This is a genomic window from Vibrio profundi, assembly GCF_043642225.1.
GTDB lineage: Bacteria > Pseudomonadota > Gammaproteobacteria > Enterobacterales > Vibrionaceae > Vibrio > Vibrio profundi_A.
On sequence record NZ_JBHZSF010000003.1, the window covers coordinates 296017 to 310484 of the forward strand.

Consider the following 14468-nt stretch of genomic DNA (forward strand, 5'->3'; position numbering starts at 1 on the left):
ACGTATCTACTAACTAGTTGAAATGTTGTCACCAGCTAGCGTAAGGCTTGGTTAGCCTAGCTTTCTGTCATTTGGAAATCTTATAACAAGGAACGTAATCCGTTCCGCCTGGCAACTTCATACGTTGTTGTTCGACGAAGTCATTAAGCAGTTTGTCCATTTTTTCCATTAAAGAGGCATCGCCATCAATAATGAATGGCCCGTGGCGTTCGATCTCTTGAATCCCCTCGGCCTTCACATTACCAGCAACAATACCGGAAAATGCTTGGCGCAAGTTAGCTGCTAGATTTTCTGGTCGTTGATTTAGGTGAAGATCAAGATTTGCCATGCTTTCATGGGTGGGGTCAAACGGCATTTGGAACTCAGGAGCAATTTTTAGTGACCAGTTGTAGCTGTAGGCATCACCTGTTTCTTTTCGGTGCGCGCGAACCTCTGGCATGGCTTGGCTCATGATTTGAGCGGCTTTTTCAGGATCATCAATGACGATTTGGTAATGTTTTTGCGCCGCTTCCCCTAATGTATCCCCAATGAACTTATCGATTGAGCGGAAATAAGCTTCACTTTCTTTAGGACCCGTGAGGACAATTGGTAATGGTTGGTCTGCGTTTTCAGGGTGCATCATGATCCCAAGGATATAGAGTAGCTCTTCCGCGGTACCTGGGCCCCCAGGGAAAATGATGATGCCATGCGCCATACGCACAAAGGCTTCTAAACGCTTTTCAATGTCTGGCATGATCACCAGTTCATTGACGATTGGGTTTGGTGGCTCTGCCGCAATAATCGATGGTTCGGTTAAACCTAAGTAGCGATGATCGGTATAACGCTGTTTTGCATGCCCAATCGCCGCCCCTTTCATTGGGCCTTCCATTGCGCCCGGGCCACAACCAGTACAGATATTAAGTTCGCGCAGCCCCATTTCATGGCCGACTTCTCTCGTATATTGGTACTCGGTTGGGTTGATAGAGTGTCCACCCCAACAGACCACAAGGTTAGGTTCAATACCTGGGGTTAACGCCCCCGCATTCCGTAAAATACCAAACACCAAATTGGTAATGTGAGTGGCATTGGTGAGGTTTAGACGCTGATTGTCCGCTAAGTGCATATTAACGTACACAATGTCACGCAGTACTGAAAATAGGTGTTCTTGAATACCCTTAATGATTTCGCCATCAACAAAGGCGTGATCTGGTGGGTTACTCAGTTCAAGCTTGATCCCGCGCTCTCTGCGCACCACATTGACGTCAAACGACTGGTATTTGTCCAAGAGTTCTTTTGAATTATCGGTGTGGCTGCCAGAGTTTAATACCGCTAACGTACAGTTGCGATACAGTTGGTAGAGTTCACTTGATGCCGTTTTTTTAAGGCGCTCAACTTCAAGTTGAGAGAGCAAATCCATGCTTCCGGCTGGGCTGATATGAGTGATCATAGTGCCTCCTTATTCGGTGAAAAGGAAAGCTAATTATCAATGACGAAAATTATATGCCCTCGTATTCGCGGGCAGAATTTAAGAATAGCGAGATAATTTAGCAAACTGTTAACAGTTAGCTTAGCAAAGATTAGAAGAATTGCGTTGTGATAAGTGTTTGAAAAATTGTAGTTATTTGAACAATTAAACAGCAGTTAGTGCCAAACTAGTTGGTTTGAACCTAATTTTTTGGCTTTATTGAGGGTTTTGTTTAAACGCTCTAGTACTTCTTCTGGCGTATCGGATTCTTTGAATTGAGTACTCGATGCACACAGGGTAATTGTGATTTGCTGGTCGCGGAATTTGAAAGGTAAACGACTGACTTGAGTCTGAATATTCTTAATCACTTGATGACAATAGTCGTCGTCTTGCTCAGGAAGAATCAGTACAAATTCTTCACCAGAGAATCGAGCAACGGTGTCGGTATCACTCACTTCTTTCTTAATGGTACGAGCAATAATCTTTAACGCTTTATCTCCGGCGGTATAGCCAAAGCTGTCATTAATCGCCTTAAAGTTATCGATATCGAGCATAACAACACGAAGAGAGTGCTGAGAGCGGATCCAACGACGGTACTCTAGCTCAAGTCGGTCAGTAAGCGCTGTACGGTTATAAACTTTAGTGAGCGGATCCAGCAACATGCGCTGTGCCTGATCTTCTAAGCGGCGGCGGTAATCTTGAGTGACTTCAAATAGGCCATCAAGCTGAGCTTTGCCGTAATTCATTCGCTCGATCAGTGCTTGCTCTTTCTCTTCAGCGTGGCTTAAACGCTCGGAAAGTGAAGCGATTTGGCTTAGAAGAGGATTGATCGTGCTTTTTAAAGAATCAATTTCTTTAGCATTTTTGACCGATATTTGGCTTTTGCTGACAAGAGCGCTTAGCTCATTATTTAAACCGTTTCTATGTTCAAAGTAGCTTTGGCTTTGATCGGTATTCTGAGCGACAGTTTTTATGGTTGCTGATAAGGAAGCGTTGAGTTGTTCGATAAACTGTTCGGACGTTTTGCGTTCTAGGTTCGTCCCTTCGATGACTAGCTTGAGCGTTTGTAACGTTAACTCGAAGAGGGTTTGCGTAGAAACGCCAAGCAGAAGCTTAGCTCGGATATCGATAAGGATTTCACCAGATTCACCTTCAAAATCCAGCTCAGTAATTAAGTGCTGAAGCTCGACCGCTAGGTTAGACAGTAGTTCTTGCTCTGGGGAGTATTCGCTATCGGAAAAGTTGGCTCGTGAATTGGTTGCCATGATTTTGATGGCGCGCTCGTAAATACTCAGCAGTTTCATGGCATGGTCAACTTTTTCACTGCCATTGCTTTCGGAGAAGCTGAGTAGATTACGTAAATCACGTTTTAGTTGTGCTGGAAGACCGGTGATTCTCTGTAAAGTCTCACCACTATGTTTAATGCTGTCGTCCAGATAGCCGTTTTGTTTTTCCATAGCCAAGGTTTTTTGCTTGAGCATCCTTTCTAATACAGCAAGCCGAGGAATAAGCGAGCTAATGTCTTTTTGTTGTTCTAACTCTTCCTTTAAGGCAATCAGGCTTTCGTCTAGGCGCTGGTTATTACCAACACATGCACCACTGAGTGATGACACTATACGCTTAAGTACCTTTTGTTCTCGCTTAAATCTGAATGAAGTATCTCGTTGTGTCAAACGCACTTGTTCCAACTGAGACTTCAGTTGGTGCAGCTGAGCTTGAATATCTTGTTCGAGAATACCCATAGAAAAATAAACTTATACCACTTAGATCAATCGTGATCGTATTAATGAAATGCGAATAAACGATAATAACAAAACTAAAAGTAACGTCACTCTATTCACGTACCAAGTGGGTGATAATTATTCATCTTTTAGCATTTTTTTGAGGCTGTCCTCATTCTGGTAGGAAGATTGTATTTTTATTAATCCCTGATTAATGGCGTGTTTACATGCTTCTCTTATGTTACCAGTTGCAAGGCTTGCCGCAGGCGCGTTCTCAATTGCCTTTAAATATACCCATTGGCTATTGCGCTCTTTGAGGCTGATCTCCCGTGCCAAGTTCGTCGACATTAACAGCAAGTCTAATAACTCTTGGTCGTTGATAGCGGTGTATGCGCGAGGCAAGAATGGGTAATCTGCGATGCCCATTCGGATGTTTCGGTTTGCTTTTCTTTCCGGCTCAAATTCAGAGATCCAAGATTGGATCTTTTGGAAGATCATTTCTGGGGATTTATTACGGTCCGAGTTTGGCTCGATATAAAGTAAATTGGCATCTGAGAAGTGGTAGATACGAGCTGGCCCGTCGAGCTTTGATTTCAAAAACGCACCGAATGCTTCCTCAAGTTCAAGACCTGCTTTATAGCCATTCTGAATATACATGTTGCGTAAGAATGGCAAATCGATCATCACAAAGCGCAAACGATCATTGAGTGGCTCGTGGATTAACTCACCCATTTGCCATTGCTCAAAGGTTTCATTAGTCCTCTGAAGGGACGTTGACAACTTGGCGTTTAACATACGCAGGTTACGTAGCTTAGAACGCGAATGCGTATACAAATCTTTGCTCAGCCCATCAATTTGTTTGGCTTGGCTTTGGATAATGTAGCCACGTCGTAGAACGAAGAAGAACAAGATGATGCTAAATAGAAAGAGCGCAAAGGCGATCTTTTGAAATTTGCGATGCTCTAGTTTGTATTCTTCTAGCTCTTCTTCTTGGCCTGAATAGTGAAGCGAGCGCTCAGCAAACTCTTTTTGTTGGCGGAATGCATCTTCGCTGACTCGGTTAAGGTTTTGCTGTTCTAGTGCGATAAGCAAGTTGTAGTGCTTAATATTTGTCAGAGAAAGTTTGTATTCCCCTGCTTGTTCATAGCCAAGTGAAAGCAGGTAGTAAGCTTGCTGAGTAATACGGCTGTTGTTGAGTGTGTTAGCGATCTCAAGCCCTTCTAGCGCATCTGCGATGACTTGGTCACTCTTTTGCAGGTGGTACGCTAACCCCGCTGACATCAGGGCGGCTTTAGCTTGTAACTCTGGGATATCGGCGTATTCCAATAACTCTAAGGCTCGAGACAAATACTGCTCCGACAGCGGGTAGTTGTATAAGCGCAAGTACGTCGCTGCAAGACTCAGGCGGATTTCGATGACTTGAGCGATATTTCGATCAGTACTCTCGTGGTCAAGTACATTGAAAAAGTGAACCAAGGCTAAATTGTATTTTCCTTGGAAGTAATACACGTCACCCATTTTCTTAAGAACGGTGGCGAGGATCGGAGAATCTTCGTAGTTGTCGTAAAAATCGGCGGCTTGGGAGAGGTGATCCAGTGCTTTATCTAACACTTGGCGTTCAAAGAATAGTTGCGCCAATAAGCGGTTCACTTTAGCAAGTCGGGCACTGAGGTTGCTTTCTACCGATTTCCAATAACCAAAAAGTAACTCGGTCAGTGCACTGTTATAGCGCTTATGGTTGAGGTAAAACTCGCCGATCGAAATATGGTAATCAATCAACGTTTTTTCAGAGTGGCGACTGCCTAAGTAATTTTTTGCATTCTTATAGAGGCTTTCTGCCTCTGCCATATTGTTATCGTACGAAGAAATCTTGGCTTTGAGCATAGTTAGGCGGTAAGTCACGCCATCGGTAAGTTGAAGCGTTTTAGATGAAGCCAAAAGGCGTTCTTCTATTTTGCGTAATGTTTGCTTTGCGACTAATGACTTTTGATCATTTAGCCAAAGCAATTCCGTCTGCAATATTTGAACATCAAGTTCTAGGTAAGGCAGTTGATATTTCTTTGCCAGCTTATCTGCGAGTGCGAGCGTTTGAATCGCGCTACGAACGTTGCCGAGATTATATTCAGCACGCGCAAGGATTTTGTAGGCATCGATACTCCCGCCTGGAGTTCTTATCGAGTTGTCAGCGTCTTCACGCGAAATTGCAGTCGGACTTTTCTCACTTTGATCGGTAAGTTTGCGTTGGTTTAGATAACTTGTGGCTATCTGTTTCGATTGGCTTGGATCAATCTCAATTAACTTATTGGCTTCATTAAGTAATGTTGATGAATAGACCGTCGCATTGACTGCCGCACTTATTGTTAGGCAGAGAAAGCCAACCAAATGAAACCAACGCATTTTCATAATCCTTTGTGATGTAGTGAGGCAGTATTACTACTGACGAGCCATACGTTTGTTGTGGCTAGGCTTATCTTGTTCAGTGGAGCGATACGGGTTGATATCGAGACCGCCACGACGAGTGTAACGTGCATACACCGTGAGTGAGCTTGGTTTACAGTGTTTCATGATGTCAGTGAAGATACGTTCAACACATTGCTCGTGGAACTCGTTATGTTCGCGGAAAGAGACGAGATAACGCAGCAATGCTTCGCGATCAATCTTAGGTCCGTGATACTCGATCTCAACGCTGCCCCAGTCAGGCTGATTGGTAATTAGGCAGTTGGATTTTAGCAGGTGGCTATGCAGCGCTTCGCTGACAGTTTCAGAGCCCGCTGCATTTTCTAGTAATGCATCATCAAATTCATAGCTACCGATTTCAATGTCTTGGTCATCGATGCAGTCGCCTTTCATAGTGACGATTGGCTGGTTTGTGTAATCTGTAACGGTATTCACATTGACCAATACCGTTTCTCCAGCACAATTCGATAAGTCTTGGATAAGACGCTGCTCGACTTCGTTCCAGTCATTGAATTGTGTTTGGTTGTAACTGTTTAGGTATAGCTTGAAAGATTTTGATTCAATTAAGTTTGGGCTGGTTGCAGGGATATATACTTCACCAACCGCAACTTGTGGTAAGCCTTTGCTATTCAACCAGGAAAGCTCGTACATGGTCCAAATATCATGGCCAACAAACGGTAAGTCACCGCCTAGCGCGAGATCATCGCGGTTTAGGCTACGCGGCACAGGTTGTAATAAGCTTGCATCGTATTGGTTAGAGTACTCAGTTTTTTGACCTAGGGTTAAGCCCGCTAGTTCTTTGGCATCAGAATATTTGCTCATACTTTCGCTTTAAATTCGATTAGAATGGGGCCAATTTTACTGAATCCCCTTAACTGTGTCATTAAGTCATCGCTCAGTAGATGCAGAAAGGTGAAAGATTCCATTTAATATAATCGCGTTAGGAGATTTTCATGGCTCAATGTGCCCAAGATGCACTGTTTTCTTTTAGTCAGCGTTACGTTGAAGCGTGGCAAGAGCAACACAAAAGCTTACCTCGTAATGAAGAGTTAGTGGACATCGTTTCCCCCTGTGTAGAGGGAAGAGTCGAAGACGCTGTGCTATGGAAAAGTTACCCTCGTGAACAACATGCCGATTTTTCAAATGTAGAGACAGGTATTGAGCTGACTCTACACGACGACATCAAAACGTTTTACGGCGTGCAGTACAGCGCAGACATGAATGCGACGTATCAAGGTAACGAGCTGACGTTGCTTCAGATTTGGAGTGATGAAGATTTCGAATGTTTGCAAGAAAATATCCTTGGCCACTTAGTCACGCAGCGTCGATTAAAGCTTAAACCGACCGTGTTTATTGCAGCCACAGATGCTGAGTTGGATGTTATCTCTATCTGTAATTTAACTGGCAATGTGATTTTGGAACGACTAGGTACTAGTAACCGAGATGTGCTGGCAGAAACATTAGCCGAATTCTTACAACAATTAGAGCCAGCGGTATAAACGATGTATGTAGTTGAATTGCAGTTTGAGTGCTTTGACAACACCACAGTGAGTGCGGTTGATAAGGCCATTAACGGTTTGATGGATGCACTTCGTTATAACGGGCAAGTGCTTGGACGTGAGTTCCCGGTCGTAATGGGAGAAGGCGAATTTTTTGTTCGTGTGGTTTGCCCTGAGCAAGATAGCCTACATCCAAGAAACCATTCTGATTTTGTTAAAGTTTGCTTTGATCGCTTATCGGAAGCTAGCCTACTAGCGCCCAAAATGCGTTTGCTCGGGCGTGATTTAAACTCAGAAGAAGTGGCTGAAGAAGAAACGCCAAGCTGGCAAGTGTTATACACCACGTACGTGCATACTTGCTCACCTCTACGTAGCGGCGAAACCCTCCTTCCAATCCCTTTGTATCGAAATGCGCCAACCTCAAACGGCGACCATAAAGCGGTGGTTAAGTGGCAAACTGAGTGGCAAGCGTGTGATGAGATCCAGATGGCCGGAGGCTGTCGCGCTGAGCATGCTTCTTTGCATGAAATTTGCGACGCTGACAGTGTGCTATTTAAGCGTGGGTGGGATCTACGTGGCCGTATTGAATACTTATCAAAAGTGCCGACTTATTATTACCAGTACCGAGTCGGTGGCAAAAGCTTAGCGGAAGAGCAAGCGCGAAAGTGTCCGAAGTGCGGTGGTGATTGGCTGCTTGAAGAGCCTCTGCATGATATTTTCCATTTCAAGTGTGACGATTGCCGAATCGTTTCGAACATGTCTTGGGATCATATCAAGTAACCTTGATAACAAGTGCAGGCGCTGTTGAGTTGTGAGCGGTAATAAAAAAGCCGATATCTTTCGATATCGGCTTTTTTGTGTGTTACGTACTAGGTTGTGATGTCATGGGTGACAAACGTATTACCAACCTTTTACTACGCCACCTTGGAAGATTTCAGAAGCTGCGTTGTACACTTCTTCTGTTTGGTATGCTTTAACGAAGTTCTGTACGTTTTCAGCATCTTTGTTGTCTTCACGTGCAACGATTAGGTTTACGTATGGAGACTCTTTATCTTCAACGAAAATACCATCTTTTTGTGGAGTTAGGTTGATAGAGCTCGCATAAGTCGTGTTGATGATTGATAGTGCAACATCATCAAGAGAACGTGGAAGTTGTGCTGCGTCTAGCTCAACGATAGTAATGTTCTTTGGGTTACCTACGATATCACGTACCGTTGCAAGTAGGTTTGCGCCTTCACGTAGTTCAATAAGACCTTGTTGCTCAAGAAGAAGCAGAGAGCGACCTAGGTTAGTTGGATCGTTTGGTACTGCGATACGAGCGCCGTCTTGGATTTCGTCAACAGATTTAACTTGCTTTGAGTAACCCGCGATAGGGTAAACAAACGTGTTGCCCGCGATAGTTAGCTTGTAGCCACGGTCTGCAACTTGTTGGTCTAGGTATGGTGCGTGTTGGAAAGCATTGATGTCGATAGAACCATCATCTAGCGCAGCGTTTGGCGTTACGTAGTCAGTGAAAGTCACTAGTTCAACGTCTAAGCCGTATTGCTCTTTCGCTACTTTTGCTGCAACTTCAGCAACTTGAGCTTCAGCGCCAGCCATAACGCCAACTTTAACTTTTGAAGTGTCTGCTTCTTTCTCACCGCAGCCAGCTAGAACTAGAGCAGAGGCAGCAGCTGCGATAGTCAGTAAACCTTTAAGGCTAAATTTCATAATAATCTCCTTTTTATAAACTTATGTATTTGTTCAGATTCGATGAATGTCAGGGGCTATCGATTATCTGTGGTCTACGCGGCGCACAATTGCATCACCGATAGACTGAATAATTTGTACTAACACAATTAGCATCACGACAGTGACAGCCATAATAGTGACGTCATAGCGGTGGAAACCGTAGCGAATAGCCACATCACCGAGACCACCACCGCCTACCGTACCTGCCATAGCAGAGTAGCTAACCAGCGTGACGAGAGTAATCGTAACGGAGTTAACAATCGTTGGCAGTGCTTCAGGCAATAGAACTTTATTGATAATTTGTGTTGGTGTTGCACCCATAGATTGCGCTGCTTCTACAAGCCCGGTAGGGACTTCTAGTAGTGCACTCTCAATCAAACGAGCGACAAAAGGAATCGCGCCAATGGTCAGAGGAACGATCGCGGCTGTTGTGCCAATGAAAGTACCGATCAGCATTTTCGTTAATGGGATAATCGCGACCATTAACACTAGGAAAGGTACGGAACGACCCACGTTGACGACAGCGCCAAGAATGCTGTTGAGCTTAGTATTCTCTAGTAAGCCACCTTTCTTGGTTGTATGAAGAATGACTCCAAGTGGGATTCCGACTGCAAAGCCGACGATTCCCGCAACCGCAACCATATAAATGGTTTCCCATGTCGCACTCAGTAGAAGGTTACCGTTTAGGCTTAGCCAACCTGTGATTTCATTGAAACTAAAGGACATAACCAAGCACCTCTACTTTTACATTGTGTTCACGCAAGAATTCGATGGCTGCGTTGTCATCTTGCTCATTACCAAAGAGCTCGGCGACCATCATGCCAAACTTTACGCCACCGGCGTAATCGAGGTCGGAGCTTAGGATGCTAACGTCGATATTAAATTTACGCGCGATTTGCGTCATCAGAGGTGCATCCACCGTTGCACCAGTAAACTCTAGACGAACCAGTGGGTAACTGCCTTCAACGCGAGTTTCTTGCAAGCGCACTTGGTAATCTTCAGGGATTGATAAATCTAATGTCGAGCGAATGAATTCGTGCGCCAGTTCCGTTTTCGGATGCGCAAAGATCTCGCCAACCGTTCCTTTTTCTACCAATTCACCACCGCCAATGATCGCCACTTCATGACAGATGCTTTTTACGACATCCATTTCGTGAGTGATAAGCAACATAGTGATGTTTAGCTTACGGTTAATTTCGCGTAGTAGCTCAAGAATAGATTGAGTTGTTGCTGGGTCTAACGCGCTGGTGGCTTCATCACACAACAGAACTTTAGGGTCAGACGCTAATGCACGAGCAATGGCAACACGTTGTTTTTGACCGCCACTCAAATTCGCAGGGTAGGTATCGCGTTTGTCGGCTAATCCAACCAGTTTCAAAAGCTCAGATACCTTAGTTTCAATAGCAGATTTATCTTTACCTGCTAGTTCTAAAGGCAGCGCAACATTGTGAAAAACAGTACGAGAAGACAACAAATTGAAGTGCTGGAAGATCATACCAATGTTACGGCGAGCTTCACTAAGCTCCGATTTTGACAGCTTAGTTAGGTCAACACCATCAACGATAACCTCACCGTTAGTTGGTGCTTCTAACATGTTTACACAGCGAATCAGCGTGCTTTTCCCTGCACCTGAAGAGCCGATTACCCCAAAGATAGTGCCTTGCGGTATATGTAGGTTGATATCAATTAAGGCATTGATTTCCTTAGTGCCTTGATAGAAAACCTTGTTTACTTGATTAACTTTAATCATGGAATTACCTGTGCAGGGAGAACAGAATAAAATGTCGAGTCATATCTCGATTTGCAGTTGATGCTATGGCGTTACGTGATCTAAGTCAATAGATATTTTTACGTCTAGACGTCTAAAAGGTAATTAGATAGTGATGAAGGAAATAAAGCGTGTAATAATTAATAATTATAGAGAGTTGACTGAGAACTGAATTTTGTCAAAACCGGCTGTTTTTTTGGATCGTGACGGCGTGATCAACGTCGATCATGGTTATGTACATGATGAACATGACTTTGAATATATTGATGGTGTTTTTGAAGCCGCAAAAGCTTTTAAAGACATGGGTTACTTGCTTGTATTGGTAACCAATCAGTCGGGGATTGCACGTGGGATGTTTAGCGAAGATCGCTTTTTGTCACTGACTCAGTGGATGGACTGGAACTTTGTTGATAACGGCGTCGAACTGGATGGCATCTATTACTGTCCTCATCACGCTGAGCACGGTGTTGGTGATTACAAACAAGATTGCGACTGTCGTAAACCTAAACCAGGCATGTTCATCTCTGCTCGTGACTTCCTAAAAATTGATATGGCAAATTCTGTCATGATCGGTGACAAAGCAGAAGATATGATGGCGGCAGAAGCCGCGGGTGTAGGAACAAAAGTGCTAGTGAGAACCGGTAAACCTGTTACCGAAAAAGGCGAATCAATCGCAAGTGTGGTACTAGATAGCATTAAAGACGTTCCGGCTTATTTAAAAGGTTAACTCTTACGCGTCATTTACATGAATGGCAAAGTGAAAGTAGACATAAATAGGAGCTTCGAATGAATAACTGGTTCATTACTGCTTTTTGCTCAATCCTGCTGGTTGGGTGCTCTCAATCTGCCTCCATCAATGGAGAGATAAAAGAGAGCCAATTCGTGACTTATCAATGTGAATCCGATAAGACGTTTGACGTCGCATACCTTCCTGATGAAAAGGCGGTTTTACGCTTACCTAAGCATGAATATCGTCTAACGCAAGTTGCGGCAGGGTCGGGCACAAAGTACATTCTTGATGATGGCACTGCTGAATTACTTAACAGTGTGACGCTAAGAACAAAAGGCGATATCGCGCGTTTAGAGCTTGGCCGTGTTATCTATAAAAATTGCCGCTTATAGCGGTAGGTCAAATCCATTCGGGAAGTAAGAGTATTCTTACTTCCTTCTCTTTCCCACTAAACTTAGACTTCTATGAGCAAAAAACTCACAATTCTTGATATAGCAAAGCTTTCTGGCGTCGGTAAATCGACCGTTTCTCGTGTGCTGACGAACGATCCAAAGGTGAAAGCGGCTACGCGTGAAAAAGTAGAACGCGTGATACAAGAGTCGGGGTATGTTCCTTCTAAATCTGCACAATCGATGCGTGGTGGAAGCCAAAAAGTCATCGGCGTGATCATCTCGCGTTTAGACTCTCCATCGGAAAATAAAGCGGTAGGCACTATGCTCAACCACCTTTATGGGGCTGGGTATGATGTGGTGATCATGGAAAGCCAATTCGATCGAGATAAAACCAATGATCATCTGCAGGTCCTCAAGCGTCGTAATGTGGATGGGATCATCGTTTTTGGATTCACCGACTGTGATATTGAAGCCATAGAAGCGTGGCAGCATCGCGCTGTTGTTATTGCACTCGACACCGAAAATGTCACTTCAATTAATTACGACAATCAAGGTGTAATAGAAAGTGCTCTGGCTCATTTAACGTCTCAAGGTTTAACTGACATTGGCTTTATTGGGGTCGATCCGAGTGACAAGTCTACCGGTGAGCTGCGGTTAAATGCTTACCTTGAATGGTGTTCAAAAACGCAAACCGAGCCGAACTTTCAAACTGGTCAGCTTCATCATGAAAGTGCTTACCAGCTAGTGGACAAAGTGATTGCCCAAAACACTCAAGCGATCGTATGTGCGAGTGATACGCTTGCGCTTGGTGTGATTAAACGCTTACAAGAACTGCAGCGCGAAGACATCGCGGTGACTGGGGTGGGCGGAAATGATCTTTTATCTTTCTTATTTCCTAACGTCTATAGTATCGATCCGGGTTACCAATCTGCGGGCGAGTTGGCAGCTAACTTATTGATATCTCAGTTATCTGGTCTCGTTGAAGTCTCTCACCATACTCAAAATCCCATTTTATAATCTTCAAATATAAGCCATTAATTTCAAAGTGAATTAAAATTAGATTGTGATCTCTTTCAATTAATGGGACTGTTCCCATTTTAATTGTTTTATCATTTGGGCAATATAATAACCACTTAATGGGAATGTTCCCATTTATAGTTCAACAAGTCCGGATGACATGATGTCTGGGTGATGAAAGTAATTAGGAACCAGGGTGGGAATAGTATGAGTAAGATTGCGAAGCAAGACGTTGCGCGTCTTATAGAGTTGATTGGTGGAGCCGACAATATTGCGAGTGTGAGCCATTGTTTAACTCGCTTACGTTTTGTATTGAATGATACGAAACAGGCGGATACCGCTAAGTTGGAATCGTTAAGCTTAGTTAAAGGCTGTTTTACGAATGCCGGACAGTTTCAGGTTGTTATTGGCACTGAAGTTGACGATGTTTACAAAATGCTGATCGAGCAGACGGGTAAGCAAGCCGCTTCTAAAGATGAGTCTAAACTGGCTGCTCGTCAAAACATGAATTTCTTAGAACGTGGTATCTCCCATTTAGCCGAAATTTTTGTACCACTTCTACCTGCGATCATCACCGGTGGTTTGATTTTAGGTTTCCGTAATGTGATTGGTGACATTCGCATGTTCGACGGAAAAACCTTAGTTGAAATTAGCCAGTTCTGGGCAACCGTTCATTCATTCTTATGGTTGATAGGTGAGGCTATCTTCTTCTTCCTACCTGTTGGTGTGTGTTGGGCTACGGTGAAAAAGCTTGGAGGAACACCAATTCTTGGTATTACTTTGGGTGTCACGTTAGTTTCTCCTCAGTTGATGAACGCCTATATGATAGGTAAATCCGTGCCTGAGGTCTGGGATTTTGGGTTCTTCGTTATTGAGAAAGTGGGTTATCAAGCTCAAGTGATCCCTGCCATGTTGGCTGGTGTAGCCTTGGCGTTTATCGAAACAAACCTTAAACGAATCGTGCCAGCGTACTTATACCTAGTTGTGGTTCCTTTTGTTTCTATCATTCTGTCAGTGATTTTAGCGCACGCGTTTATCGGTCCATTTGGACGTATTCTTGGCGATGGTGTTGCTTTTGCTGCGAAAGCTGCGATGACAGGTGATTTCGCGATTATCGGCTCGATGTTATTTGGTTTCCTATACGCACCGCTTGTTATTACCGGGATCCACCACACAACTAACGCCGTTGATCTGCAGCTAATGCAAGAGCTAGGTGGTACACCAATTTGGCCACTTATTGCACTTTCAAATATCGCTCAAGCGTCAGCTGTAGTAGGCATTATCATCCTGAGCAAACGTGAAGGTGAGCGCGATATTTCTGTGCCTGCGGCGATTTCTGCTTACCTTGGCGTAACTGAACCAGCGATGTACGGAATTAACTTGAAATATAAGTTCCCAATGTTAAGCGCAATGATTGGTAGTGCTGTTGCTGCTGCGATTTGTGGTAGTGCTGGTGTCATGGCAAATGGTATCGGTGTTGGTGGCTTACCGGGCATCCTTTCAATTCAGCCTCAATATTGGTCAATCTACCTAGTGGCGATGCTAGTAGCGATTGTATTACCGGCGACTTTAACATTGTTCTTTTATAAGCGAGCTCAAGCAAAAGGCGAATTGTCTCCTGCGAGTGCAAGCTAGTCCCACAGCGTAAATACAAACCTTTTGGAGTGGTGGCGTTCACCACTCCGCTTTTGATTTTTAGTGAGTAAGTA

Annotated in this window: 13 protein-coding genes; 6 read left to right on the plus strand and 7 right to left on the minus strand. The window is 44.0% G+C overall.

Annotation, left to right across the window (positions count from 1 at the left end):
* Positions 1-67: 67 nt before the first annotated feature.
* The 4 genes from ppnN to queF form a co-directional block, all read right to left on the minus strand.
* A complete protein-coding gene (gene ppnN / locus ACHUFI_RS07915; protein ID WP_394247922.1) occupies positions 68-1426 on the minus strand; it encodes a nucleotide 5'-monophosphate nucleosidase PpnN in 1359 nt (452 codons plus the stop codon).
* A gap of 194 nt (positions 1427-1620) precedes the next feature.
* Positions 1621-3186, minus strand: coding sequence for a GGDEF domain-containing protein (locus ACHUFI_RS07920; RefSeq protein ID WP_394247924.1), 1566 nt, complete (start codon positions 3184-3186; stop codon positions 1621-1623).
* 117 nt (positions 3187-3303) lie between these two features.
* The gene (locus ACHUFI_RS07925; protein ID WP_394247926.1) at positions 3304-5562 is read right to left on the minus strand and encodes a tetratricopeptide repeat protein; all 2259 of its coding nucleotides are present in this window, start codon (positions 5560-5562) and stop codon (positions 3304-3306) included.
* A gap of 36 nt (positions 5563-5598) precedes the next feature.
* Positions 5599-6444 carry an NADPH-dependent 7-cyano-7-deazaguanine reductase QueF gene (gene queF / locus ACHUFI_RS07930; protein WP_394247928.1) on the minus strand — a complete coding sequence of 282 codons (846 nt, stop codon included), beginning with the start codon at positions 6442-6444 and terminating at the stop codon, positions 5599-5601.
* Between the two features lie 131 nt (positions 6445-6575).
* On the opposite strand from queF, the gene syd reads away from it, so the two are divergent.
* Together syd and ACHUFI_RS07940 are read left to right on the plus strand one after the other, a co-directional pair.
* Entirely contained in the window at positions 6576-7121 is a 546-nt protein-coding gene (syd, locus tag ACHUFI_RS07935) for a SecY-interacting protein (RefSeq protein ID WP_394247930.1), read from the plus strand.
* Positions 7122-7124: 3 nt separating this feature from the next.
* On the plus strand, positions 7125-7901 hold the full coding sequence (locus ACHUFI_RS07940; RefSeq protein WP_394247932.1) for a Zn-ribbon-containing protein: 777 nt from the start codon (positions 7125-7127) through the stop codon (positions 7899-7901).
* 120 nt (positions 7902-8021) lie between these two features.
* On the opposite strand, the gene ACHUFI_RS07945 is transcribed toward ACHUFI_RS07940, so the two are convergent.
* The 3 genes from ACHUFI_RS07945 to metN all read right to left on the minus strand — a co-directional run bounded on the left by ACHUFI_RS07945 (position 8022) and on the right by metN (position 10602).
* On the minus strand, positions 8022-8831 hold the full coding sequence (locus ACHUFI_RS07945) for a MetQ/NlpA family lipoprotein (RefSeq protein ID WP_394247934.1): 810 nt from the start codon (positions 8829-8831) through the stop codon (positions 8022-8024).
* A gap of 63 nt (positions 8832-8894) precedes the next feature.
* Positions 8895-9578, minus strand: a complete 684-nt coding sequence (locus ACHUFI_RS07950; RefSeq protein WP_394247936.1) for a methionine ABC transporter permease — start codon at positions 9576-9578, stop codon at positions 8895-8897.
* On the minus strand, positions 9568-10602 hold the full coding sequence (gene metN / locus ACHUFI_RS07955) for a methionine ABC transporter ATP-binding protein MetN (protein WP_137355573.1): 1035 nt from the start codon (positions 10600-10602) through the stop codon (positions 9568-9570). The genes ACHUFI_RS07950 and metN overlap by 11 nt, the downstream gene beginning before the upstream one ends.
* Positions 10603-10795: 193 nt before the next feature.
* On the opposite strand from metN, the gene gmhB reads away from it, so the two are divergent.
* The 4 genes from gmhB (at position 10796) to treB (ending at position 14394) form a co-directional block, all read left to right on the plus strand.
* Positions 10796-11347, plus strand: coding sequence for a D-glycero-beta-D-manno-heptose 1,7-bisphosphate 7-phosphatase (gene gmhB, locus ACHUFI_RS07960; protein ID WP_394247938.1), 552 nt, complete (start codon positions 10796-10798; stop codon positions 11345-11347).
* A gap of 59 nt (positions 11348-11406) precedes the next feature.
* Complete coding sequence (locus ACHUFI_RS07965) at positions 11407-11742, plus strand: MliC family protein (RefSeq protein WP_394247940.1); 336 nt, start codon at positions 11407-11409, stop codon at positions 11740-11742.
* Positions 11743-11814: 72 nt separating this feature from the next.
* Complete coding sequence (treR, locus tag ACHUFI_RS07970; protein ID WP_394247942.1) at positions 11815-12759, plus strand: trehalose operon repressor TreR; 945 nt, start codon at positions 11815-11817, stop codon at positions 12757-12759.
* A 207-nt stretch (positions 12760-12966) separates the two neighbouring features.
* Positions 12967-14394: a PTS trehalose transporter subunit IIBC gene (gene treB, locus ACHUFI_RS07975; RefSeq protein WP_394247944.1), complete on the plus strand. Its 1428-nt coding sequence runs from the start codon at positions 12967-12969 to the stop codon at positions 14392-14394.
* The last annotated feature ends 74 nt before the right edge of the window (positions 14395-14468 follow it).

Bases quoted from the DNA above. Each gene is read 5' to 3' on its own strand.
- ACHUFI_RS07965 (WP_394247940.1), top strand. From the start codon at position 11,407: ATGAATAACTGGTTCATTACTGCTTTTTGCTCAATCCTGCTGGTTGGG.
- ACHUFI_RS07925 (WP_394247926.1), bottom strand. From the start codon at position 5,562: ATGCGTTGGTTTCATTTGGTTGGCTTTCTCTGCCTAACAATAAGTGCG.
- metN (WP_137355573.1), bottom strand. From the start codon at position 10,602: ATGATTAAAGTTAATCAAGTAAACAAGGTTTTCTATCAAGGCACTAAG.
- treR (WP_394247942.1), top strand. From the start codon at position 11,815: ATGAGCAAAAAACTCACAATTCTTGATATAGCAAAGCTTTCTGGCGTC.
- ACHUFI_RS07940 (WP_394247932.1), top strand. From the start codon at position 7,125: ATGTATGTAGTTGAATTGCAGTTTGAGTGCTTTGACAACACCACAGTG.
- syd (WP_394247930.1), top strand. From the start codon at position 6,576: ATGGCTCAATGTGCCCAAGATGCACTGTTTTCTTTTAGTCAGCGTTAC.
- ACHUFI_RS07950 (WP_394247936.1), bottom strand. From the start codon at position 9,578: ATGTCCTTTAGTTTCAATGAAATCACAGGTTGGCTAAGCCTAAACGGT.
- ACHUFI_RS07920 (WP_394247924.1), bottom strand. From the start codon at position 3,186: ATGGGTATTCTCGAACAAGATATTCAAGCTCAGCTGCACCAACTGAAG.
- treB (WP_394247944.1), top strand. From the start codon at position 12,967: ATGAGTAAGATTGCGAAGCAAGACGTTGCGCGTCTTATAGAGTTGATT.
- queF (WP_394247928.1), bottom strand. From the start codon at position 6,444: ATGAGCAAATATTCTGATGCCAAAGAACTAGCGGGCTTAACCCTAGGT.
- ACHUFI_RS07945 (WP_394247934.1), bottom strand. From the start codon at position 8,831: ATGAAATTTAGCCTTAAAGGTTTACTGACTATCGCAGCTGCTGCCTCT.
- ppnN (WP_394247922.1), bottom strand. From the start codon at position 1,426: ATGATCACTCATATCAGCCCAGCCGGAAGCATGGATTTGCTCTCTCAA.